This is a genomic window from Sphingobium phenoxybenzoativorans (assembly GCF_001757355.1).
GTDB classification, from domain to species: domain Bacteria; phylum Pseudomonadota; class Alphaproteobacteria; order Sphingomonadales; family Sphingomonadaceae; genus Sphingobium; species Sphingobium phenoxybenzoativorans.
The window spans coordinates 1-21,958 of the sequence record NZ_MINO01000034.1 but is presented as its reverse complement, the minus strand read 5'-3'; the positions used below and the strand labels follow the sequence as shown (position 1 = coordinate 21,958).

20 protein-coding genes, 2 pseudogenes and 3 riboswitches are annotated in these 21,958 nt (G+C 62.5%); of the genes and pseudogenes, 5 read left to right on the top strand and 17 right to left on the bottom strand.

The window, feature by feature from the left end; all coding sequences use genetic code 11:
• Positions 1-22: 22 nt before the first annotated feature.
• The 15 genes and pseudogenes from BHQ40_RS15260 to BHQ40_RS15195 all read right to left on the bottom strand — a co-directional run.
• A complete protein-coding gene (locus BHQ40_RS15260) occupies positions 23-238 on the bottom strand; it encodes a hypothetical protein (RefSeq protein ID WP_070156714.1) in 216 nt (71 codons plus the stop codon).
• 233 nt (positions 239-471) lie between these two features.
• Positions 472-1,035: a cation efflux transmembrane domain-containing protein gene (locus tag BHQ40_RS15255; RefSeq protein WP_253183376.1), complete on the bottom strand. Its 564-nt coding sequence runs from the start codon at positions 1,033-1,035 to the stop codon at positions 472-474.
• Positions 1,036-1,097: 62 nt separating this feature from the next.
• Positions 1,098-1,724, bottom strand: coding sequence for a histidine phosphatase family protein (locus tag BHQ40_RS15250; RefSeq protein WP_070156712.1), 627 nt, complete (start codon positions 1,722-1,724; stop codon positions 1,098-1,100).
• 13 nt (positions 1,725-1,737) lie between these two features.
• Complete coding sequence (gene eno / locus BHQ40_RS15245; RefSeq protein WP_070156711.1) at positions 1,738-3,033, bottom strand: phosphopyruvate hydratase; 1,296 nt, start codon at positions 3,031-3,033, stop codon at positions 1,738-1,740.
• A gap of 11 nt (positions 3,034-3,044) precedes the next feature.
• Positions 3,045-3,668 (bottom strand): 2,3-bisphosphoglycerate-dependent phosphoglycerate mutase, encoded by a 624-nt coding sequence (locus tag BHQ40_RS15240; RefSeq protein WP_070156710.1) that lies wholly within the window; start codon positions 3,666-3,668, stop codon positions 3,045-3,047.
• The gene (locus BHQ40_RS15235; protein WP_083276962.1) at positions 3,668-4,477 is read right to left on the bottom strand and encodes a universal stress protein; all 810 of its coding nucleotides are present in this window, start codon (positions 4,475-4,477) and stop codon (positions 3,668-3,670) included. The genes BHQ40_RS15240 and BHQ40_RS15235 overlap by 1 nt, the downstream gene beginning before the upstream one ends.
• 5 nt (positions 4,478-4,482) lie before the next feature.
• Positions 4,483-4,881 (bottom strand): fluoride efflux transporter CrcB, encoded by a 399-nt coding sequence (crcB, locus tag BHQ40_RS15230; protein WP_070156709.1) that lies wholly within the window; start codon positions 4,879-4,881, stop codon positions 4,483-4,485.
• Positions 4,875-6,167, bottom strand: coding sequence for an SAM-dependent methyltransferase (locus tag BHQ40_RS15225; protein WP_216094890.1), 1,293 nt, complete (start codon positions 6,165-6,167; stop codon positions 4,875-4,877). The genes crcB and BHQ40_RS15225 overlap by 7 nt, the downstream gene beginning before the upstream one ends.
• Positions 6,154-6,594, bottom strand: coding sequence for a universal stress protein (locus BHQ40_RS15220; RefSeq protein ID WP_070156707.1), 441 nt, complete (start codon positions 6,592-6,594; stop codon positions 6,154-6,156). The genes BHQ40_RS15225 and BHQ40_RS15220 overlap by 14 nt, the downstream gene beginning before the upstream one ends.
• Positions 6,595-6,619: 25 nt before the next feature.
• Entirely contained in the window at positions 6,620-7,843 is a 1,224-nt protein-coding gene (locus BHQ40_RS15215) for a cation:proton antiporter (RefSeq protein ID WP_070156706.1), read from the bottom strand.
• A gap of 105 nt (positions 7,844-7,948) precedes the next feature.
• Positions 7,949-8,008, bottom strand: a riboswitch (Fluoride riboswitch).
• A gap of 179 nt (positions 8,009-8,187) precedes the next feature.
• Positions 8,188-8,514, bottom strand: a complete 327-nt coding sequence (locus BHQ40_RS26525; RefSeq protein ID WP_070156705.1) for a hypothetical protein — start codon at positions 8,512-8,514, stop codon at positions 8,188-8,190.
• Between the two features lie 15 nt (positions 8,515-8,529).
• Positions 8,530-9,351 (bottom strand): universal stress protein, encoded by an 822-nt coding sequence (locus tag BHQ40_RS15205; RefSeq protein WP_083276961.1) that lies wholly within the window; start codon positions 9,349-9,351, stop codon positions 8,530-8,532.
• Positions 9,352-9,406: 55 nt separating this feature from the next.
• A riboswitch (Fluoride riboswitch) is annotated at positions 9,407-9,468 on the bottom strand.
• Between the two features lie 59 nt (positions 9,469-9,527).
• Positions 9,528-10,319, bottom strand: coding sequence for an ABC transporter ATP-binding protein (locus BHQ40_RS15200; protein ID WP_199857382.1), 792 nt, complete (start codon positions 10,317-10,319; stop codon positions 9,528-9,530).
• Positions 10,306-10,701, bottom strand: coding sequence for a DUF190 domain-containing protein (locus BHQ40_RS26950; protein WP_354321353.1), 396 nt, complete (start codon positions 10,699-10,701; stop codon positions 10,306-10,308). The genes BHQ40_RS15200 and BHQ40_RS26950 overlap by 14 nt, the downstream gene beginning before the upstream one ends.
• Before the next feature lie 99 nt (positions 10,702-10,800).
• Positions 10,801-12,153: pseudogene (locus BHQ40_RS15195) on the bottom strand (voltage-gated chloride channel family protein); the annotation flags it as partial.
• Positions 12,154-12,176: 23 nt separating this feature from the next.
• Positions 12,177-12,252: riboswitch (Fluoride riboswitch) on the bottom strand.
• A gap of 242 nt (positions 12,253-12,494) precedes the next feature.
• Between BHQ40_RS15195 and BHQ40_RS25205 the strand changes: the two are divergent.
• Positions 12,495-12,658, top strand: a pseudogene (locus tag BHQ40_RS25205) (transposase); the annotation flags it as partial.
• Between the two features lie 476 nt (positions 12,659-13,134).
• Positions 13,135-13,911, top strand: coding sequence for an alpha/beta fold hydrolase (locus tag BHQ40_RS15190; RefSeq protein ID WP_234419342.1), 777 nt, complete (start codon positions 13,135-13,137; stop codon positions 13,909-13,911).
• A 536-nt stretch (positions 13,912-14,447) separates the two neighbouring features.
• Here BHQ40_RS15190 and BHQ40_RS15185 read toward each other — a convergent pair.
• The gene (locus BHQ40_RS15185) at positions 14,448-16,109 is read right to left on the bottom strand and encodes a GMC family oxidoreductase (protein ID WP_083276958.1); all 1,662 of its coding nucleotides are present in this window, start codon (positions 16,107-16,109) and stop codon (positions 14,448-14,450) included.
• Between the two features lie 363 nt (positions 16,110-16,472).
• On the opposite strand from BHQ40_RS15185, the gene BHQ40_RS15180 reads away from it, so the two are divergent.
• From BHQ40_RS15180 to BHQ40_RS15170, 3 genes are all read left to right on the top strand, one after another.
• Positions 16,473-17,357 carry a transporter gene (locus BHQ40_RS15180; protein ID WP_070156703.1) on the top strand — a complete coding sequence of 295 codons (885 nt, stop codon included), beginning with the start codon at positions 16,473-16,475 and terminating at the stop codon, positions 17,355-17,357.
• 687 nt (positions 17,358-18,044) lie between these two features.
• A complete protein-coding gene (pcaD, locus tag BHQ40_RS15175; protein ID WP_253183375.1) occupies positions 18,045-18,881 on the top strand; it encodes a 3-oxoadipate enol-lactonase in 837 nt (278 codons plus the stop codon).
• Complete coding sequence (locus BHQ40_RS15170) at positions 18,878-20,341, top strand: benzaldehyde dehydrogenase (RefSeq protein ID WP_070156702.1); 1,464 nt, start codon at positions 18,878-18,880, stop codon at positions 20,339-20,341. The genes pcaD and BHQ40_RS15170 overlap by 4 nt, the downstream gene beginning before the upstream one ends.
• Before the next feature lie 487 nt (positions 20,342-20,828).
• Here BHQ40_RS15170 and BHQ40_RS15165 read toward each other — a convergent pair whose 3' ends face one another.
• Positions 20,829-21,476 (bottom strand): TetR family transcriptional regulator, encoded by a 648-nt coding sequence (locus tag BHQ40_RS15165; RefSeq protein ID WP_083276956.1) that lies wholly within the window; start codon positions 21,474-21,476, stop codon positions 20,829-20,831.
• Positions 21,477-21,958 lie beyond the last annotated feature (482 nt).

Below are 21,958 nucleotides of genomic sequence, written 5' to 3'. Positions count from 1 at the left end.
CGTCCCATTCCATCGCAGCCCCTCACGAACGGTAGCCGCACTGCATGAGTACGCCGCAGACGACGGAGAGCTGTTCGACTTCCTGCGCATCGGGACGGCCAATCGGCTCATAGAGCTGCATCCGCGCCCGACCGAGAACCTTTTCGGAGTGGACCTTCACCAACGCGTCGGCGCGCTCGACCGCCGCAGGCGATGACGTCCCGGCCCGTTCCTTGGCCTCTGACGGCTTCGACCCCATCAGGCGCGGTCAGCGCCCGCGCCTTGGGCGTGTCCCGCATTGCTTCGGCTTCCCCGACCGTGCGCGGCAACCGCGCCGGCCACCTCGCGAACGACGCAGCCCTTGGGAAGCTGATGTTGGCTATATTCGCGATATGGGATGATCGTCGCCATGAGCGCGCCGATCGGCGCGAACAACAGCCTATCGCGAGCCAGAGCTTCAAGGTGCCCATAAAGCGATGCGACGGTCGCGTATCACGGCTCGGCTTGGGAAAGCAGATGCTCCTCCCGCGCCGCCATCCAGACTTCGCGGGCCGCGTCGAGATTCATGATCGCGATGCCGATGCCGACAATGATGTCCGGCCAGGGCGAATGAACTCTCAGTGTCACGAGGCCAGCGACAATGATCGCGACGTTTGCAAGGGCATCGTTCCGTGCTGACAGCCAGGCTGCCTTGGCAAGACTGCCGCCCCGCCGCCGATGGCGGGCGAGCAGGAAGGCCGCGATCAGGTTCACCAGCAGGGCGCCGAGGCCGGTGGCAGAAAGGGCTATGGCGTCGGGTGGAAGAGGAGCGCTGAGCTTGTGCCACAGCGTCCACAAGAAGGCGATTGCAGGCGCCAGCAGGATTGCCGAAAGCAACATGCCCACGCGCGCGCGCCGCGCGGCACTCCATCCCAGGGCCGCCACGATAAGGAAATTGACGGCGGCGTCCTCGAAGAAGTCGGCGCTGTCTGCGAAGAGCGACACCGATCCGATGCGGAGCGCGACCGCGAACTCGACGCCGAAATACGCCAGATTAAGCAGCGCGACGATGAGCACCGCCCGCCGAAGGGCGGACAGCAGAGAACTGTTGAGAGGCTCGGTCGAAGATCGTTCCCCGCTCATGCCGGTTCTTCCTCCGACAGACCGAGCAGGTGGACATGCTCGTTGATCCGCTGGACCGCTACCTTGGTGTCGATGTCGATTTCGTTGATGCAGGCCGGATGTTGCTGCAGACGCCAATAGCCCGATAGCGGCAGGTCAAGCAGTTGCAGCAGCAGGGCACGATTTACGCTGTCGTGGCCGACCGCCACCACCGTCTCGCCGGGATGGGCTTCCAGCATGAGCCGGAGGGAATCGGCGGTTCTCAGCGCAAGCGCCTGAAGCGTGTCACCGCCGGGTATGCGGGCCAGATGCGGCGCGCTGAACCACAGATCGTAGAGAGCCTGAGACGTCTGCTGGACCTCTTCATGCGTCTTCCAGCTCCACTCACCATAATCGAAGTCGAGCAGCTCCGGGAGCGGCTGCGGGACCAGGCTGTAGCGATCGGCGATGGCCCGCGCTGTGTCCGCGGATCGACCCATCGGGCTGGTGAACACGGCATCGACCCTCCATTCGGCCGCGATCCGTTCTGCAGTAGCGGCCGCCTGTCGCCGGCCCAGCTCCGTCAAAGGGACTTCCTTGCGGCCCCGAAAGCGCTCGGGTTTGATGCCTTCGACATGACCGTGGCGCACGAGAATGAGTTTCATGGGTAGCCGCCTTTCATTTGCGGGTGAACGGATTGATGAAGACGGCTCGGCCGCCAAGCGCGCGTTCGATTTCGAGAAGCCGGTTGTATTTTGCGAGACGTTCGCCCCGGCAGGGTGCGCCGGACTTGATCTGCCCCGCGCCGATTGCCACCGCGAAATCGGCGATGAAGTCGTCATTGGTCTCGCCGGAGCGATGGGAGACCATCGTGCACCAACCAGCCTGGTGGCAGAGCTTCGCCGCGTCGACCGTCTCGGTGACAGTGCCGATCTGGTTGAGCTTGATGAGGACCGCGTTCATCGCCTTGCGGTCGATCGCTTGCCTGATGAACTTTGCGTTTGTGACGGTGATGTCGTCGCCCATGACCTGAATCCGGCCACCTTGCGCGGCCATCTGGTCGACGAAGCCCTGCCAGTCGTCGTCGGCGAAGCCGTCTTCGATCGAGACGATCGGAAACTCGCCGATGAGCTTCTCGTAGAATGCGAGCAGGCCAGCACGATCGAAGGGCCCGCCGCTGGAGGGTCTGACATCGTAACAGTCGCCGGATCGGAATGATGAGGCGGCAGGGTCAAGCGCGATCGCGATGTCCTCTCCCGGCTGATAACCGGCTTTCTCGATCGCCTTGACGATGAGGCTCAGCGAAGCGTGAATTGCCTGCGCATCGAACCCCGGCGCGAAACCGCCCTCGTCGCCCACGCTTGTGCGCAGCTTCTCCTGATGGAGGATCTCGCGGAGCGCCGCGTAGGTTTCAGCGCCATAGCGCAGCGCCTCGGCGAAGCTCGGCGCGCCCGCCGGCACGATCATGAACTCCTGGAAGTCGATGCCGCTTTCGGCGTGCTTGCCGCCGTTCATGACGTTGAACGCCGGCACGGGCAGGATTTGCGCCGCCGAACCGCCGCCAAGCTGCTCGTAGAGCGGCACCCCCTGCACCGCCGACGCGGCGCGGGCGGCCGCCATCGAGACGCCAAGGATGGCATTCGCCCCGAGCCGGGCCTTGTCGGGCGTGCCATCGAGCGCGATCATGGCGCGATCGAGCGTGGCCTGATCGCAGACGTCATAGCCCTGCAGGGCGGCGGCAAGTGGCCCTTCGACGCGGCCTATGGCCTGCAAGACGCCTTTGCCGCCGAAACGGGCGCTGTCGCCGTCGCGCAGTTCCACAGCCTCGTTGGCGCCGGTCGAGGCACCGGACGGCACCGCTGCGGTCGCTTCGATGCCGCTTTCGAGAATAACAGTGACGGCGAGCGTCGGGTTGCCGCGCGAGTCGAGGATCTCGCGGCCGTGAAGACTGGCAATGCGGGTGCTGGGGATCATGGCGGTTCCGATCAGGCGAGGAGCGCGCGGCGGACGATCGCCGTCGTCTCGCCGATCGCATAGTGGATGGTAGCCCCGGTCGAGAGGTCGAAACTCTCGATCGCGGCGGCGTCGAGGCCGTCGAGCGCCATGCACAGCGCTCGCAGCGTATTGCCTTGGGAGACGACAAGCGTGGTTCCGCCAGCCATCGCGGCGGGCAAGAGGACGTGGACATAAGCCGCAAGCACGCGCGCGGCGGTACCGCGCAGGCTCTCCCCTTCCGGCGGCGCCTCGGCGTAGGAACGCCGCCAGAGCCGTATCTGAGCGGCGCCGACCTCGGCTACGGCCTCATCCTTGTTGCGGCCCGTCAGCGTGCCGTAATCGCGCTCGTTGAGCGCCGGCAGATGCGTCAAGGGCGTTTCGGTTGCTTCCAGCACTTCCTTGATGATCGCGACCGTCTCCGTCGCGCGAGACGCCGGCGAGCTGAAGATGCGCGAGGGCGCCAGCCTCGCCTCCCGAATCCGATGGGCGACCCGCGCTGCCTCGTCTCGGCCGATCGCTGTCAGCGGCGGATTGCTCCAGCCCGTGAAGACATTGGCCGCATTGGTCGCGCTCTCGCCATGACGCACGACGACGAGGCTGATGGGCGCCCCCATCAGTGCGCCAGGAACAGCGGCAGAGCGGTGTTGCGCAGCATTTGCCGCGTGGTGCTGCCCAGGAGCCATTCGACGAGCTGGCTGTGCCGATAGGCACCCGCCACCAGCATGTCGGCCCCGATCGCCTCTGCCTCCTTGACGATCTGCGCGCCCCGATCATGCCCTGAAGGCGCGACCACGCGCAATTGCGCGTCTATGCCCATTTCCTGCAGCCTGTCGGCCAAGGTGAGGGCATGATCCTGTTCGGCGTCGATTCGGATCGCCGTCACCGTGTCGGCGGCGCGCAGCCACGGCATCGCGCCCTGAATAGCATCGTCCGTGACCGGCGTGTCGCTCAGCGCCACGGCGATGTGCGCGAAGGCGGGCGGTCGGGGCGTCCAATCCGCCGGCACCAGCAAGAGCGGCTTGCCCGTCTCGCGGATCGCGGCGTGCTGCGCGTCGCCGCTGTCGAGATCTTGGCTCTGCACCAGCACAAGGAGGTCGGCGTCGCCGGCTGCTTCGACGATCGTCGCCTCCTCGGCTCCTGCCGGCGCTTTCCATTCGACGCGGGGCGTGTCGTCGGCGGTGCCGGCGTTCCATGCAACGAATGCTGCCTGCGCGGCCATCGCCTTGTCGCTGGCGGTGCCCTCGGCCGTCTCCCGGAGGCGCTGGATCTGGACTTCCTCGGTCGAGGAGACGAGCTGGTCGGGATCGACGACGACATGCAGCGCCTCGATCCGGGCGAACTTGTCGACCTTCGCCGCAACAACGGCGGCGTCGAGGCAGGAGCGAGCGGTGGCGGCTTCGGTGACGATGGCGAGAATCTTCATGGGGCTTAGCTCCGAAATAGCCGCGCCAGAGCTTCGGGCGCGGAGAAGCCTATCCAGACCGCGAGCACGCCGGCGGTGACGGACAGGAGGATGTTGGCGAGGGCTCGGCCCAGCTCGCCGGTCTGGATGAGGGCGAGCGTTTGCAGGCTGAACGAGGAAAAGGTGGTATAGCCGCCGCAGAGCCCCACCAGCATGAAGGCGCGGATTTCCGGCGGCACCGGCCAGCGGCCGCCCGTTTCGGTGAGGGCGGCGAACAGGCCGATCACGAACGAGCCCGTTATGTTGATGAAGATCGTTCCCCACGGCATCGCCTCGCCGAAGCGTGCCGTGAAGACGAGGTTGATCCAGTAGCGGCCGAGCGTGCCGATCAGACCGCCGACGGCGATCCATGCGTAGGTCAGCATTGCGCCGCCTCCGTTTCAGGAGCGGTCGCCTTGCGACGGGCGTGCGCCCGCTTCGGCTGCGGTCGGGGTCTTGCACCATGCAAGCCTTGCTCGGCTTCGGTGATGTAGGTGCGCGTGATCGGCAGGCTGGCGACGTCGCGGGCAATCTGGGCCTGAAACACCATCAGCCCATTGAAGCGGAAGCCCATCTCGCAGGACGCCAGATAGAACTCCCACATGCGATAAAAACGGGCATCGTAGATCGCCTCGATCGCAGGGCGGTTGGCGGCGGCGCGCAGGCGCCAGTGGCGCAGTGTCTCGGCATAATGGAGCCGCAGCACTTCGAGATCGGTCAACCACAGCCCGGTTTCCTCGAGCGCCGCCAAGGCTTCGCTAACGGCCGGAATATAACCGCCAGGGAAGATGTGCTCCTGCGTCCAGCGGTCGAAACCCGGCCCCCGATCCTTGCGGCCGATCGAATGGACGAGCGCCACGCCATCATCGGTCAGGAGCCGGTCGATCGCGCCGAAATAGTCCCGATAATGCTTGGCACCGACATGCTCGAACATGCCGACCGACACAATGCGATCGAACCGGCCCGCCACCTGGCGATAGTCAGCGAGCGCGAACCGCACGCGGTCGGAAACGCCAGCGGCCGAGGCGCGGTCTCGTGCGACCCGAAGCTGTTCGGTCGAGAGGGTGATTCCCGTGACATAAACGTCGGCGCTGCGCGCGAGCATCAGCGCCAGGCCTCCCCATCCGCAGCCGATGTCGAGAATATGCGCGCCAGGCTGCAGATCCAGCTTCGCCGCGATGTGCGCTTTCTTCGCGGCCTGCGCCGCTTCGAGCGACATGCCCGGATCGGTGAAGTAGGCGCAGCTATATTGGAGATCTTCGTCAAGGAAGAGGCGGTAGAAGGCTTCCGACAGGTCATAATGGTGCGCGACGTTGCGGCGCGATCGCCCGAGGGAATTGGTGCGGGCGCGCAGCGCGGCCGTCAGCTCACGGGCGCGGCCCAGGATACCCGCGCCGGGACGGCGTTTCAAATTGCGCCCGATCAGCTCCATGAGGCTGTCGAGCGTGCCGCGTTCGATAACCAGCGAGCCCGCCATATAGCATTGCCCGAGCTGATATTCGGGGTCGAGCGCGAGCAGATTGGCAGCCCAGCGATCCTTCAGCCGGATCGCGACATCGAGCTGCGGCATGTCGATCGGCACCGCGCCGATGGTGAAGGAGGGCTCGGAACGGATCGCAACGGACAGCCGGCCGACCTCGATCATGCGGGCGAGCAGCTCACGCAGCATCATGTCCTCCCTCGCGGACGATGAGCACCGAGCAATCCACCTTGTGCGTCATGCGGTCCGAGCGGCGGCCGAACAGGTGCTCCCACAGATCGGCATGTTCGGTCGCGCCGATCACCAGCAGATCGGCCTTGGCCTCGCGTGTGAACGCGACGATGTGCCCGACCGGATGGCCGGTGAAGACGTGGGTCTTCAGCGTGACACCCGATCGCGCCGCGATCCGCTCGGCGAGCGCCTTGTGCCTGCCGATATGGCGGCGTTCCTCCGTTTCATGCGCGGTTACGTCCGCGATCATGCCGGTTCGAGGCGCAATGTCTTCGACGAACAGCACGTCGAGGCCGGTGTCCGCGACCGCTGCCAGCTCAATCGCGGTGCGTAGCGCGGTCAGGGAGTTCTCGGAGCCATCATTGGCGTGAACGATATGGTGGAACATCGAACTTACCTCCTTGCCGGCGACGTCATGAGCGGCCTGCTACGGCGGCCGCGACCTGCGGCGCCGCTTCGGGCTTTTGCGCGTCGGGAAGCGGCTCTTCAGGCGGGATCAGGTGTCGCGGCAGGTAGAAGGCATTGGCGATCAATGTCGGGACGATCGCCGAGCCGATCACGGTCGCGACGAGGATCGAATATTGGCTCTGGTCGATGACGTGGTGCGAGAGGCCGAACAGCGCTGAAATCGTTCCGAAGGTAAGGCCCGTCGACATAAGCAGGGTCGTGTAGGCCGCTTCCTTGCGCGGAGACGCGAACCAGCGCGTCAACGGATAGACGCCGACCACCTTCGAGGCCATCTTGCCGATCAAGAGCACGAGAAAGCCAATCGGCGCAGCCCATAGCGCCGACAGTGAGACGAACGAGCCGGCGCGAATGAAGTAGAAGGGCGTCAGCAGGCCGAAGGTCAGCGTGCGCAGCCGCCGAATGAGCGCGTGATCCTTGCCTACGGTGCCAGCTAGCACCATGCCGACCAGATAGGCCGGCAGCACCGCTTCGCTGTCCGCCCAGGTCGCAAGCGCGCCGAGGCCGAACAGCGCGAGCAACAGAAACTTGGCTTCCAGCTCGGAGGGGCGATCGCCATAGAGTTTGAAGAAGCGGGGCGTCAGCCACGGCAGGATCACGAACACGACGACAGCGATCCCAGCGAAAATCGCCGTCTTGACGGTGAATGGCGCGAAGATCACGCCCAGCGCCAGCACCGTCACCAGGTCGTTGATGAAGCAGGCGGCAAGCAGCGTCTTGCCATAATCGGTGCGATTGAGCCCGAACTCGAGCATGACTGCATAGACGACCGCGACCGAAGTTGTGGACATGGCGACGCCGGCGAGCAGGGCGGCCTTCATCGTCCAGCCCAGCCCGAGGACGGCGAGTAGCGTGCAGCCGACGAACGGCAGCGTGAACCCCGCCAGACCGACTGCGGTCGCCTCCTTCCATTTGGTGCGGAAAACGCTCGGGTCCAGCTCGGCGCCGGCGAGGAAGGTGAGGACGATCGCGCCCGCCCCCGATAGGAATGTCACCCAGCTTTCCTGGGTGCCGAGCACTGCCGAGCCCACGGCCGCGCCGATAATGAGCTGGGCGATGGTGCCCACCACGATTTCCGACAGCGCCGTAGCGATCTTGAACCAGATCGACATAAGGGTCGCGACCAGCGCCAGCCCCAGCCAAAGCGCGGCAATCGCCCACACATGGGTCATTCTTCACCGTCTCCGCACCCGCTCGGGCTATGCCCGTTCCGGCGTGTGTCAGGATCGGGCCGTTACCGACGGCCCGCGCGGCGAAGACACACTCCCACCGCGTTTGACGCAGTAGGGGTCATCAGCCTGTCGGCGGTTATGGGGGACTCCATCCCCATCCAGCGATGTCGAAGGCAGGGCAAGAGCCCTTCCCTTCCGGATAACCTTAAAGTGAATTGATCGTTCCGCTCAAGGCTAATCCAGTCACCCCTTGGATTTTGTCACACTGACGAGGACGCCAACGATTGCGAGGATGACTGCCAGCACCAGAATCAGGTCGAAAGGGGCTACGGGCATATCGACCTTCATGGGATACTTGGCGGGTCGCTTGCCGGAAAGCTCTCGTCAGATTGTTCATCGACCTCATCCCAGCCTCGTCGGGGGTCGCGGTCGCGGATACTGGCTGGACCGGCGGTGCGGGTCTGGTCGATATTGGCGGGATCGGTTTCGTCGGGCTGCAGGGCGGCACCCTCTGCCTTCCCTACGGCCCGCTCGCCCACCTCGGCCGCTCTGGCGGTATATTCTTCGGCGAGCTTCAGGTGCGACGCTTTAGCCTCGGCCGTATCGGCCTCTGCGGCCAAGCGCTGCTCCTCCTGTGCTCGGCGCACGAAATAGGCATGATCTTCGGGCATCTTCTCCATCCTTCGTCAGTGAGCGAGAAACAGGGGCAGATCGAAGCGCGCGAGCACATGGCGGGTGGTTCCGCCAAGCAGCCATTCGATGAACTGATTGTGCCGATAGGCGCCCATCACCAGCAGATCGGCACCGAGCTGGTGCGCTTCGGTAACGAGCTGGTCGCCGAGCGTCTCGCTATCGCGCGGCACTTGGCGGACGTGGAAAGCTATGCCTTCGAGTCCGAGCAGCTCTTCGGCCGAACGGGCAATCTCGCGGCTTTCGGCGACCAGCAGCAGCGTCACCTCACTCGCCACGCGCAACCACGGCAAGGCGCCTTCGAGCGACCGCAGACAAGCCGATGTGTCGTTCCAGGCGATGACGATATGCTCAGCGAAAGTATCACCAGGTTGAAGACGCCATTTCGCGGGCACCAGAAAGAAGGGATGCTTGACGCGGTTGAAGGCGGCGTGGAGCGCGTCGCCGCCGTCCATGTTGGTCGGGCGCGCCAGGACCAGCACATCGAAGATACGCGCTTCCTGCTCGACATTTTCCTCCTCGGCGCCGATGCGTTCCTTCCAGCGCAGCGGAATGTCCGCGTCCGGATGCTCGGCGATCCAGGCTTCATAGGTCGCGTGTGTCGCCGCCTCGCGCTCCTGGGCGGTGCCTTCATAGCGGACACGCAATTGCTGGAAGGCCAGCTCCTCGCTCGCGCAGACAATATGCTCGGGATCGACGACGACATGCAGCGCCTCGATCGTGGCATCCTTCAGCACATGGGCTGCGGCCTCGGCCGCGTCCAGACAGGCCGGCGTCGTCGCGGCCTCGGCGATCACCGCCAACAGCTTAGTGGTCATGACCCTCTCCCTTCTGCGGGAGTGCGGCAAGACCTACCGACGCCCGCGAAATGGCGTTCTGGTAGGAGTTATCAGCCTTTGCGGCGGTTGATGGGGAACTCCATCCCCGAACCCTATATAGATATTCGCCTCGTCGATCGGCAAGGGCGGAGGCTTGCACCGTGCAAGCCCTCGGCTCAGCGATGGTCGCCAACGCCAAGCGGCGTGCCGGCGCGCGAGCGCTTCCCCAGCAGGTATTCGCGCACCCAGGGATGATCGGACTTTTCCAGCTCGCGGACCGGCGCGATGGCTACGATCTTCTTGTCCGCAAGCGCCGCTACCCGATCGGTGATCGTGTAGAGCGTGTCGATGTCGTGCGTCACCAGCACGACCGTCAGACCGAGACTATGCGCCAGATCGCGGATCAGACGGTCGATCTGATCGGCCATCACCGGGTCGAGGCCCGATGTCGGCTCGTCAAGCAGCAACAGTTCGGGATCAAGCGCAATCGCGCGAGCTACGCCGGCCCGCTTCTGCATCCCGCCCGACAGCTCATTGGGAAATTTGTCGATCGAGTCCGCTGGGAGACCCGACAGGATCGCCTTGAGCTGGGCGATTTCACAAAGCATTTGGTCCGGAAGCCGGGCGTGTTCGCGCAGCGGGACTTCGATGTTTTCCCGCACCGTTAGCGTTGAAAACAGGGCATTGGCCTGAAACAGCACGCCCCACCGGCGTTTGACGGCTTCGATTTCCGCCTCCGGCCCCTCATGAATGTCGGTCCCGAACACCTGGATCGAGCCGCTAGCGGGCGGAAGCAAGCCGATGATAGATTTCAGCAGCACGGACTTTCCCGAACCTGAGCCGCCGACGAGGCCGAGGATCTCGCCGCGTTTAACGGTCAGGTCGAGGCCCTTATGGATGACCTGCTCGCCGATTTCGGTCCTGAGCCCCTTCACCTCGAGCGGCGGTGCCCCATCAGACGGCGGCATCCGGCTCGGCCGACAGCTCTTCGGGCGTCGCATCCTCATGATCGACACCCCTGGGGCCGATGCTCCAATGCTCGAGATGCTTGTAAACGATCACCTTGCTCGCCAGCAGATCGCCATGTGCCGCGCAGAAGGCTTCGAGCTTGTCGCGATGGTCGATCAGCTCGACGCACATGGTCAGATGCGGATCGCTGATCTCGGCGCCATGCTCGCGCACCGGGCCGTGGTTTGAGAAGCCGTAATGGGTGTGATGCGCGACGGCGTTCATGACGCCTTCCGCTTTCGCCTGCGCGACCAGGGCGCGGTAGAGCGGCTTGGAGGCCCAAAGCGTCTTCACGGAGCCCTTGGCGGCCTTGTCGCTGGGCTTGAGGTAGATACGGATCATGCCGATCTCGCTGGCATTGACCTGATGTGTGTGGGGCATGGGATCGCCTTCGCTGGTGATGGATGGGGAGAAGGGGAAAAGATCGGTGAGTGAATGCTGCGGGCGGATCGCGCGGGCATCCCGCAGCGTGGTATCGGGCGGGAGCAGGCCGCCGCCCGTCTTGGGGACGGCGATCCGCTGCGACAGATAGATGCCGCTGTGACCCGAGCAGAGATAGGCCAGGAAGCACGCGATCGCGATCGGCACGATGTGGGTCGCCCCGAACAGCTCGACGCCCATGATCGTGCAGGCGAGCGGCGTGTTGGCCGCCCCCGCGAACACCGCCACGAAGCCGAGCCCCGCGAACAGATCGACAGGCGCGCCCAGGAGCCCGCCGAGCGCGTTGCCGAGTGCGGCCCCGATGAAGAACAAGGGCGTGACCTCGCCGCCCTTGAAGCCGGCGCTTAGGGTCACGACGGTGAAGAGGATCTTGAGCAGCCAGCTCCAATGGTCGACGGGCGGCCCGAAGAAGCCGGCGATGGTGGGAGCGTTGGGATCGGCGGACCAAACTCCTAGCCCGAGATAATCACGGGTGCCGAGCAGATAGACCAAGGCGATGACCATCAACCCGCCGACCACTGGCCGAACCGGACCATAGGGAATGAGGCGCTTGAACAGGCCGCCCAGGCTGTGATTGGCCTCCGCGAAGACGAGGCCGGCAAGCCCGAACACCACGCCGGCGATCGCTGCCTTGCCCAGCAACAGCGGTTCCGCGGTCAGCGCACCACCGACGCCGGCAACATAGTCGATGTGATAGGCGCCGTGATGGATGCCCCACATATGGCAGGTCCAGTCACCGACGACACCGGCGATCAGGCATGGCACCAGCGCCGAATATTCGACGCGACCGATCGCGAGCACTTCCAGCGCGAACACGGCGCCGGCGAGCGGCGTGCCGAACACCGCCCCGAAGCCGGCGGCAATACCGGCCATCAGCAGAACGCGGACGCCGGATGGATCGAGCCCGACCAGACGCGCGACCGCACTCGCGAGGCTTCCCCCGAGCTGCACGGCTGTCCCCTCGCGCCCTGCGGAGCCGCCGAACAGGTGCGTCGCCACGGTTCCGATGAAGATCAGTGGCGCCATGCGCAGCGGCACGCCGCCACCGGGCTCGTGGATTTGCTCGACGATCAGGTTGTTGCCGCCTTCGACGCTCCTGCCCGTCCACTGGTAGAGCAGCCCGATCGCGAAGCCGCCCGCCGGCAGCAGGAACAGCAGCCAGGGATGCGCGAAGCGCGTCCGTGTCGCGACGTCGAGACTCCACAGGAAGGCAGCGCAGAGACTTCCGACCGCCAGCGCCATCGGCACGAGAATCAATCCCCAGCGAAGCACCGAGATGGCGTGGCCGTGGCGCGTGCGGACGAACGCAGCGACGTTTAGGGTATGAAAGAGATTCCGAAACGTAGCGCGCACAATTCCTCCTTGTTGCCTGACGGCGACAGGTAGGAATCATCAGCCTTGCGGGCGGTTCGGCTCGGACGAGCCCGGCAGGAATCCATTGCCGTGATCGGCTATGCCTGACGCTGCACTGCAGCGTCAATCCTTATGACGTGCTCAATCTCCAGATAACCCGTATCCACTCCCGCACGGCGGTGGCCTGCCAAGTTCAGGGAAGGAGAAGGCCGGGATCGACTAGGCTTGCACCCTGCAAGCCAATTGAGACAGCGGGGGCTCGACCCCGTCCCGGAAAATGCCTCCAGCGGGAATGGGAGAAATCTGTCAAAATCGAAGCTGATTTGAGTTGGAGATTTTGCATGAAGAAGTCGAAGTTCACTGGCGAGCAAATTGCGTTTGCGCTGCGTCAGGCCGAGGTCGGCACGCAGGTGCCGGAGTGTGCCGGAAGATGGGCCTCTCGGAGGCGACGTATTACCGCTGGAAGCAGTTATACGGCGGCTTGGGCCTTCAGAGCTGCGCAAGATGCACCTTCCACATCCCTGGGGTTCTCGACACCGGCCGAATTCGCTTCATGGGCCGGGGTTAACCCCGGCCCATGAAAAGCCGGATCTCTCGTTCTGGCCGGTGGCAATTCCGGGGTAGGGTCACTCGATTTCGCTGTGGCCATTACGGCGCAGCTGCGACAGCCACATCGATAATCTCCACACCCGAACCTTTTCCGAAAGCCTTGCCGACTTGGGCAGCGCAGCGCCGCGAGGGATGGATGCAACGGACGGCTACCGATCTCTGTTCAAGGTCCCTGATCTCATGGCTGAGAGGCGGCTGCACATTTCCAAGCTTCTATGCTGTCCGGGCAAAATGCCTTTCCTCCAAAACGGTCAGGAAAGAACAGATATGCCACAACTCCACATCATGCTCTAAGGCTATTGGGATCACACCCATCATGTATTGGACATATGATGACCACAGGCCCACCGGCAGATGCAGGAGGTCGTCAATATGGCACGTACCGTAGTTCACGCGCAAAGTTTCGAGCGACCGTCGCCCTCCTCTTCCCGATCGACGCATCCGGCATCATTCGAGCCTATCGTCTTTCTGCCCGGCCTGTTGTGCGACCAGTCGCTCTGGCGCCATCAGGTCGGCGCGCTCGCTGACGACGTCGCGCCGATGATCGCTGACCTCACCCTGGACGACAATATCGGTGACATGGCGCGACGGACGCTTGCAGCAGCCCCTGCCCGCTTCTCCCTCGTCGGTCTCTCAATGGGCGGCTATGTAGCGCTCGATATCATGCGCAGAGCGCCTCACCGGGTTCGTCGCCTAGCCCTTTTCAATTCAAGCGCGCGCGCCGACACACCGGAGCGGATTGCCCAGCGCCACGCCGGTATCGAATCCCTTCAGCGGGGCAAGTTTCTGGGCGTCACCCGCCGCTTGCTGAACAGTCTAGTGCATCCAAGTCATGTCGAAGGGACCGTGGCGGACGAAATGCGCGCAATGGCCCAACGCGTTGGCGGAGACGCTTTTCTTCGGCAGCAACAGGCAATCATGAGCCGCCCCGACTCGACCGGTCTCCTCAGCACCATCGCGGTGCCCACGATGATCGTCGTTGGAGACGGCGACCGGATCACGCCGCCCGCACACGCGGAAGAAATCCACGATCGCGTTGTGGGGTCAGTATTGCATATCATTCGAGACTGCGGCCATATGGCAGCTCTCGAGCATCCCGGAGAGACGACAACCCTTCTCAGGGAATGGTTGGCAACGGAGGCCGATTGATCATCGCCCGAGAGGCAAAGCATTTCTCTTCGAATTTATCTGGCCAGACGTGCATGTCTGAAAAGATTGGCGGCGCGTAAGCTGTTCGGGTTATCGGGGGCGTACTGGGAAGATGTCTTCGCCTCACCGAGACCATCGGCGAGGAGCCAATGAGTGACCTTAAGTCACTCATCGCGCTCGCTCTTCGGCGCGGAACAAAGCAATTCCGACGAGGTCATAGACTTATCGACGACCACCTCATGCGCCTCCATGGCGCTCGGAGCTGTTCCCGGATCAAAACGGATACCACCGAAACCCTTGAAGAGAATAGACCTTCGATATCCTCCACTAACCCTGCGATTTTTTCTCATCACGCAATGACACCTCCTGATGATCGACCGTTCCTGCGCGGTTTTTGCGGACGGTGATGACGCTTCCCTTTGTCATTTGTCACGTCGACAGCGCCCACCAAGGGGGACGGCCTGATTTCGTGTACTGCCATGGTTTGCGATCGGTCGGAGGAAGCGGATCGCCGGCGCCAAGTCGATGTTGGACTTTCAGGCAGGCAGCGTCTGGGCGGGAGGAACGATCGCAGGCTGCGGCGAGCCGGGAGCCCGTCCGGTAGACCGGTGCAAGACGTCGTCCACCAGCATGGCAGAAGCGTGACGCGCGAGGGCCTGGGTGGGTGCGTTGGTGTTGCCACTCGTGATGTTCGGCATGATGGACGCGTCGATCACCCGCAGGCCTTCAACTCCGCGTACCCGTAGACGTGCATCGACGACAGCGCGCTCGTCCGCCCCCATCCGGCAGGTGCCGACCGGATGCCACATCGTCGTGGCGACGCGCTTGACCCACTCGCCGATCTCGGCGTCCGTCTGCGCTTGCGGGCCAGGTTCAATCTCGTCCTCGATCACGGGCGCGAGCGACTCCTGGCGCATCACTTCACGAATTGCGCGGACGGATGCGACGGCGGCCTTCAGATCCTCCTCCTCGCCGATGAAGTTCGGATTGATGAGCGGCATCGAGGTCGGATCGCCATCCGCCAGGCGGATCCAGCCGCGGCTTTTCGGCTGGAGGACGACAAGCTCGAAGGTGATGCCGGAGCGATCGCCTGTCGGACTCAAGCCGTCTGCCGAGATGATCGGAACATGATAGCACTGGATGGTGGGATCGGCGGTGAAGTCGGAAGGATTCCAGTAGGACACCGTCTCGATGCCATTGCCCGACGCCGGGCCGTCCTTGGTGACGAGGTAGCGCAGACCGGCCTTCATGCTTCCAAGGCCTTGCGCCGCCATCTGGTAGCCGAGATCGCCCTTCACATAGGCGCGCACGGGGACGATCGGATGATCCTGGAGATTCTCGCCGACTTCCGGAGAGTCGACGATGACCGGAAGACCATGCTGTAGCAGCTGCTCGGCCGGCCCGACGCCGGAATGCATCAGGATCTTCGGACTTTGGATCGCTCCAGCCGATAGAATCACCTCGCCCGCCAGGATGAGTTCCGGAGTCGTACCATGCAGTTCAACACCAACGGCACGCTTGTTCTCGATCAGGATGCGCGTGACGGTCTTGTCGGTGAGGAGCGTTACCCGGCCCGAAGCGAGGTGCGGCCGCAGATAGGCATCGGCCGCGCTGCAGCGGCGCTGGTTGCCGACCGTAGACTGGACCGGCGAGACTCCGATCTGGCTCTCGCCATTGTAATCGGGATTGTAGGGAAGGCCATATTCCTGGAATGCCTTCAAACAATATTGATTCAGCTTGTTGATGCCCTTGGGCAATTGGACTGACAGTCCGCCGTTGACGCCATGATAGTCGTCGTGGAAGGTGTCATTGTCCTCCTGCGCCATGAAGACGGGGAGGAGGTCCGCATAGGACCAGCGGCCGGTGTCGCCGACGGCGTTCTGCCAGGCGGCATAATCGCGCTCCTGGCCGCGAACATAGCACATCGCGTTGATCGACGATCCGCCGCCGAGCACCCTGCCCGCGCGATAGGCGCGGACGGTCCCATGCTGCGGTACCGTTTCATACTTCCACACGTGCCGGTCATGGATGAGGATGTTGGCGAATCCCGCGGGGATATGGATGAACGGATCGCGATCGGTCTCGCCCGCCTCGATGAGTGCGATCGACGCGTCGGTGTGCTCGGCCAGATAGCTCGCCACTACACAGCCGGCTGCACCAGCACCGACGATCACGAAGTCGTAGCTTTCCTTGGTCATGCTCAGTCATCCTCATTCGCGGTCGCCCCAGCGACCGCGGGCAATCCGCGCGACTGCCTGCCGGCCTGACCGCGTCCCGGCATTCCGAACGCGAACTCTACGCCGATGGCGTCTGACCCGTTGACGGGCTGATCGGCAGGCGGACTTTTCAATAAAAGCGCCGCCGCCCCATTCGAAATACCTTATCGATAATCTGCTATATCGCCAGGGTATCATGAGGCTTCACGGCGGGAAGTCGCCGGCGCCAGTTCATTGAAAGCATTGTATTTTGATACCGAAAGGGTATATCGGCCAGACCATAAAGGTTTTTGCCTCGATCGCTTCGCTTGGTCATTGAATAACCAAATATCCAGGGAGGGATCGATGGGCTGGCGCCATAGTGCATTGTTGTTCTTGCTTACCACTGCGCTGGCCACCCCGGCCGCGGCAGTCGATGTGGATCCCGGCGACTACGTCGCGCTGAAGCCTGGCACCAATATGTTGCTGCTCTACGGCACCTACACCGATCGTGATGCGATCCAGGTGCCCGGGGTGGGCCTGCTGGGAAGCGACACTGAGCTCCGGTCAAGCATCGGACTCGTCCGTTTCGTTCACTTCGTGAAGATAGGCCCGTTCATCGCGGATCCGCAGATCATCGTGCCGTTCGGCGCGATTTACAGCGGCCGCGCGGCCGGTCAGAGGCTACGAAGCTCAAGCGGGATCGGCGACATCATGCCATTCGCGACCCTGTGGCTCGTGCATCATGACGATCCAGTGCATGGCACCTATGTGGGCTTCTCGCCGATCGTCTCGATGCCAACCGGGACCTATAGCCACAACAAAGCCGCCAATATCGGCGGCAATCGCTACACATACGACATGCAGGTCGGCGTCGTGCAGGGTGTCGCGCGACGGTTTGCGCTCGAAGCCTATGGCGACATGACATGGTACGGCCATAATGACGACTATGGCGTTGATCGGCAGACCCTGACGCAGCATCGCACGGACGCCGTGCAGATCTGGGGGCGCTACACTCTGTCGCCAAAGACTTCGGCGTCGATCGGCTATGCCGGCTATTGGGGCGGCCGCCAATATGTCGATGGACTCTACAACGGCACGAAGACCGAAAATCAGCAGGTCCGCTTTGCCGTGCAGACGTTCGTCGCGCCGGGCTTGCAAGTCGAGGGTAGCGCGGGCCACATGGTTCATGTCGAGGGCGGGTTCCGCGAGGCGATACGGGCCCAGATCCGCATCGCTAAAATCTTTTAGTCAGCGCTCGAGGTGAATGGCCGGAAAACATGCACAAACCTTGATCGAAGCGGCGTCCGGAGTGCGTGACAATGGTCCAGCCGAAGTCGTGACCGGCCCGACCGGGAACCGGTCCGGTTTGTCGATGCATGATGGGACGGCGAGTTCGCTTCCAACCCATCGCTTGTCGGGATGGTTGATATCAAAATGGTTTGGCCGATTACCGAAAAGGTCTTTTCGTTTACGGTCTGCATTCGGCATTGCGCCCGTGTGCTGGCGACAGTCGGCACCAGTAAGTGAGGTTGGTACAAGGAGTCGTTCCTATCCCCCTCCCCCTGGGAATGGCTCAGGAGCGATGCCATGAACCCGGCATCGCTCGCTCACCTTCCGTTGCAGCTCGCGTGGCGGCCCCAATGCCCGCGAGCTGCACGCTTCTGAAGCCTGGAATATCTATGAGAACAATCGTATCCACCGAGGCGCTTCCCACTGGACCGAAACATACCGCCAAGTGGCTCTTACAGGGCAAAAAGCGCTCTTCGCTGAAAGATCCTATCGCACGCCCCTGTGCGCCGTTGCGCCACCGTGTACCATCTTTCCCGATCGCGCTCGCATCATGGCTGACGACGGCTGGCGAGCACTGCCTTGATCAACTCGCAATCATTCCCAGCTTCCAGATCGCGCGGAAGGTCTGAATTCATGGTGACATGCGTGAGACCCGGCATAAGGCTCCATTGGGAGGAAGCCGGCGATACTGAAGGTCAGCCGCTTCTCCTCCTCAATTCGATCGGAACCGATCTGCACCTCTGGGATCGCGTCATGCCCTATCTGGCCGACTTCCATGTGTTGCGGATGGATACACGTGGCCATGGCCGCTCTGAGGCGCCCCGAGGCGACTATAGCATCGACATGCTGGTCGATGATGTCATCGCGGTGCTCGATGATGCGGGTGTAGCGCGGACGGCGGTCGCTGGTGTCTCGCTGGGCGGCATGATGGCTATGGGACTGGCGCTCGATTACCCGGACAGGGTCGAAGCCCTCATCCCGATCTGCACCTCCGCAACGATGGACCCGGGCGCCTGGACGGCCCGCGTGCAGGCGGTTCGCTACGGAGGCACCGAGGCGATCCTCGATCTGGCGCTGGGGCGTTTCCTGTCTCCGGAATTTCGGAAGGCCGACCCTGACGCCAGCGATCATATTGCCGAAGGGCTGCGCCGCATGTCGAATGATGGCTATGCCGGCTGCGCGGCCGCGATCCGCGACATGGACATCTATTGGCGGCTCAGGGAAATCGAGGCTCCGACTTTGGTGGTCGCCGGCGATCTCGACACGTCGACGCCGTTCGAGGGACATGGCCAACATATCGCCGAGGCAATCCCCCGGGCGCAAACCGTCCATCTTCACGCCGCGCACCTCGCGCCGCTTGAAGCGCCGGAAGCGCTCGCGACCACGCTCATCCGCTTTCTCAATTCATGCAACACCACGGCACCGGAATCCGTCAGCGAGCGCCTTCCGTCTGCCTCCTCGACAATCGGAGATGCATTATGACGACGACAAAATTTCTGACTAAAAACCATCTGAGCGGTTCCATCTTCGACGGTGAGTGGACAGCGAGACCGGCGGTGGCCGACGTGATCGAGCCCGCGACAGGCCAGGTGATCGGCAAGATCGGAATGGCCGACCCCTCCGATATCGCGACCGCGGCTGCTTCTGCTCGCAAGGCCCAGAAGGCGTGGGCTGCGGCCAGCCCGGACCAGCGCGCGGGGGTGTTCCCGAAGGCGGTCGAAACCGGTCACGCGCACTGGGACGAGATCGTCGAATGGATCATGCGCGAGAGCGGCTCCGTCCGCGCCAAGGCCGAGTTCGAGCTTCGTCTGTCGCTGAAGGCGATCCAGCTGGCCGGCGGCATGCCTTATGAGGCGCAAGGACTCGTGCTGCCGAGCGAGGCGGGACGCACCAGCCTCGCCAAGCGCCGCCCGCTTGGCGTCGTCGGGATCATCGCGCCGTTCAATTTTCCGCTCTACCTTGCGATGCGCGCCGTCGCGCCAGCGCTGGCTGTCGGCAACGCGGTGGTTCTCAAGCCCGACCCACGCACGGCGGTGTGCGGCGGCTTCGTGATTGCACGCCTGTTCGAGCTCGCGGGACTGCCCGCCGGCGTGCTCCAGGTCCTTCCCGGCCGGGGCGATGCGGGAGAAGCCCTCTGCAGCAATCCCAACATCGCCATGATCCAGTTCACCGGCTCGACCAACGCCGGCCGGATGGTCGGGCAGAATGCGAGCAAGCACCTCAAGAAGGTCTCGCTCGAACTGGGCGGCAAGAATTCGCTGATCATTCTCGACGATGCCGACATCGAGCTGGCGCTCAGGAATGCCGCCTGGGGCGCCTATCTCCATCAGGGCCAGATCTGCATGTCGGCAGGCCGTATCCTCGTTCAGAAGTCGATCATCGAGGATTTCGCGGCAAAGCTAGCGGAAAAAGCCCGGGCGTTGCCGGTCGGCGATCCGATGAGCGGAACTGTCGCGCTCGGGCCGATTATCAACCAGCCGCAGCTCGATCACGCGTTGTCGGTGCTCGAGACGTCAGTGGCGGAGGGGGCGGAAATTCTCGCGGGCGGCACGTCGGAAGGACTGTTCCTTGCGCCGACCGTACTCAAGGGAGTCAGCCACACAATGACGGCCTTCAGCGAGGAAATCTTCGGACCGGTCGCGGTCCTCGTGCCGTTCGAAAACGACGACGAAGCGGTCGCGTTGGCGAATGACACGGAATATGGCCTGTCGGCGGCGGTCATTTCGCGGGATGTCGGTCGCGCTCTCGCACTCGGCGAGCGTCTCCACGCGGGCTTGCTGCATATCAACGACCAGACTGTCAACGACGATGTCGTGAACCCCTTCGGAGGGGTTGGTGCCTCGGGCAACGGCACCTCCATCGGCGGGCCCGCCAATTGGGAGTTGTTCACGGACTGGCAGTGGGTCACGATCAAGAGCACCCCGCCGGCCTATCCCTTCTGATCCCAGGACATCAGACCATCGCCGATCTTCTGGCGGCAACGTCGAGTTCGGCGGCGGGGTCCCACTGCAAAAGTGAAGTCGCCGCGATGCCGGCAGCGATATAGTCGCAATCGGGCGATCCGTAACATAATTTGTATAAAAAACGGCGACGTTCGGCAGAAAGTGGCTACTACATCCCGATGGACTTGCCTTTGTATGACATTATATTCTGGTATGAAGAGACTGCCATTTTGGTATAGTGCGCCACCCGTAGTTATAGTTGCATATTTCGCACTTGCATAACAATCAGAGAGGCGCCATGAAATCCGGGCCTTTTAGGCATCCTCTCCTAATACTTCGGCCGCCTTCGGGCGGCTTTTTTTGCGTTATGCGTTCTGGGGGGCAACAACGCCAAAATTTAAGGAGAAGGTGAGCATATATATGAATGTCCTGTGTGACGCTTCCAAATATTTCGATGATATAATATCACGCAAAAGAGATTTAGAGGTTATTGGTGGAGAGTGGAAATGCCTACCATCACGATCTCGCAAAGTTGAGTTATGAATCTCTGGCGAATTTCATCATTGATCTCATCAATTTCGAAAGCATATTTCAGCGCATAGCGACCGAAAAATAGGTGGTCGCATGCCCCGATCACATGAAAATAAAAGAGCATCGGATCAATTTCTCGAAATAGACCGGCCGATCGTCCCTCTTCAAGAATGGTGCCTTGGGCCGCCACAAGGGGTTGCACGAGTTCCTCAGAGAGGATCTTTCCCACGCTCTCATTCGTCGCGAGCAGCAGATGCATTACCCGGTTAATGTAGGGGTGCCGGAAATAGACATTTACGACCCCGCTCAAATGGATACGCATCTTCTCGACTGGGCTGAGATTCATATGGACCAGTGCTTCCAGATCCTGGATCGCCTTGCCAATAGAATAGCGCAACAACTCCAGAAAAAGGCCGTCTTTATTTCCAAAATAATATTTTATTAGCGCCGAATTTACACCGCTTCTCTCGGCAATCTCATTGAGAGTCGCGTCGATCGTGCCGCGCTCTGTCATGAGTGCGGCAACCGAATTCAAAAGCGAAACCCGGGTATCCGAGCCGGTTGAAGCTTGCGCTCCTTGCTTTGGTACCGTGGCGCCAGCCATATTTACTCCCTCATCAATCGTTTCATGATGAATTGCTCTTTGATCCAGCGCAAGCGCGCTGGACCTCTCATGCGATGGGAATTGTACGGCGCCCTTGATGTCGGGCTGTCGAGGCCTGTATCAGCTGATAGGTTGCTAAATGTCCAACAACTATCATAAGGAGAGTGCCCATGGCGATCGCCAATATGATCGTCGATCCCAAAGCCTAGTGAGATCGCACCCATCGATGAGGCCTTTGCCCATCTGCGTCGCGAGCAGCCATTCGACATTGCGGAGCCCGATGGTTTCGACAGATTGCGGGTCGCCTGCAAGCACTCCGATGTGCTCGAAATCTAATGGCGATCTCCCGTTGCTTTTTAACGGAAAGCTGGAGGAGCAACAACTCGTCGCTCTCATTGCATCGGGAATTAGACCAAAAAGATGACGCCATACGCCATCGGCTATTGCCCGGTAATCCCTTACGAAACGACCAACATTTCACG

Bases quoted from the DNA above. Each gene is read 5' to 3' on its own strand.
- BHQ40_RS26525 (WP_070156705.1), bottom strand. From the start codon at position 8,514: ATGCCCGAAGATCATGCCTATTTCGTGCGCCGAGCACAGGAGGAGCAG.
- BHQ40_RS15165 (WP_083276956.1), bottom strand. From the start codon at position 21,476: ATGGCTGGCGCCACGGTACCAAAGCAAGGAGCGCAAGCTTCAACCGGC.
- crcB (WP_070156709.1), bottom strand. From the start codon at position 4,881: ATGCTGACCTACGCATGGATCGCCGTCGGCGGTCTGATCGGCACGCTC.
- BHQ40_RS15240 (WP_070156710.1), bottom strand. From the start codon at position 3,668: ATGGGGGCGCCCATCAGCCTCGTCGTCGTGCGTCATGGCGAGAGCGCG.
- BHQ40_RS15225 (WP_216094890.1), bottom strand. From the start codon at position 6,167: ATGATGCTGCGTGAGCTGCTCGCCCGCATGATCGAGGTCGGCCGGCTG.
- eno (WP_070156711.1), bottom strand. From the start codon at position 3,033: ATGATCCCCAGCACCCGCATTGCCAGTCTTCACGGCCGCGAGATCCTC.
- BHQ40_RS15190 (WP_234419342.1), top strand. From the start codon at position 13,135: ATGGCACGTACCGTAGTTCACGCGCAAAGTTTCGAGCGACCGTCGCCC.
- BHQ40_RS15200 (WP_199857382.1), bottom strand. From the start codon at position 10,319: ATGCCGCCGTCTGATGGGGCACCGCCGCTCGAGGTGAAGGGGCTCAGG.
- BHQ40_RS15250 (WP_070156712.1), bottom strand. From the start codon at position 1,724: ATGAAACTCATTCTCGTGCGCCACGGTCATGTCGAAGGCATCAAACCC.
- BHQ40_RS15260 (WP_070156714.1), bottom strand. From the start codon at position 238: ATGGGGTCGAAGCCGTCAGAGGCCAAGGAACGGGCCGGGACGTCATCG.
- BHQ40_RS15170 (WP_070156702.1), top strand. From the start codon at position 18,878: ATGACGACGACAAAATTTCTGACTAAAAACCATCTGAGCGGTTCCATC.
- BHQ40_RS15205 (WP_083276961.1), bottom strand. From the start codon at position 9,351: ATGACCACTAAGCTGTTGGCGGTGATCGCCGAGGCCGCGACGACGCCG.
- BHQ40_RS15215 (WP_070156706.1), bottom strand. From the start codon at position 7,843: ATGACCCATGTGTGGGCGATTGCCGCGCTTTGGCTGGGGCTGGCGCTG.
- BHQ40_RS15235 (WP_083276962.1), bottom strand. From the start codon at position 4,477: ATGAAGATTCTCGCCATCGTCACCGAAGCCGCCACCGCTCGCTCCTGC.
- BHQ40_RS15180 (WP_070156703.1), top strand. From the start codon at position 16,473: ATGGGCTGGCGCCATAGTGCATTGTTGTTCTTGCTTACCACTGCGCTG.
- BHQ40_RS15185 (WP_083276958.1), bottom strand. From the start codon at position 16,109: ATGACCAAGGAAAGCTACGACTTCGTGATCGTCGGTGCTGGTGCAGCC.
- BHQ40_RS15220 (WP_070156707.1), bottom strand. From the start codon at position 6,594: ATGTTCCACCATATCGTTCACGCCAATGATGGCTCCGAGAACTCCCTG.
- BHQ40_RS26950 (WP_354321353.1), bottom strand. From the start codon at position 10,701: ATGATCCGTATCTACCTCAAGCCCAGCGACAAGGCCGCCAAGGGCTCC.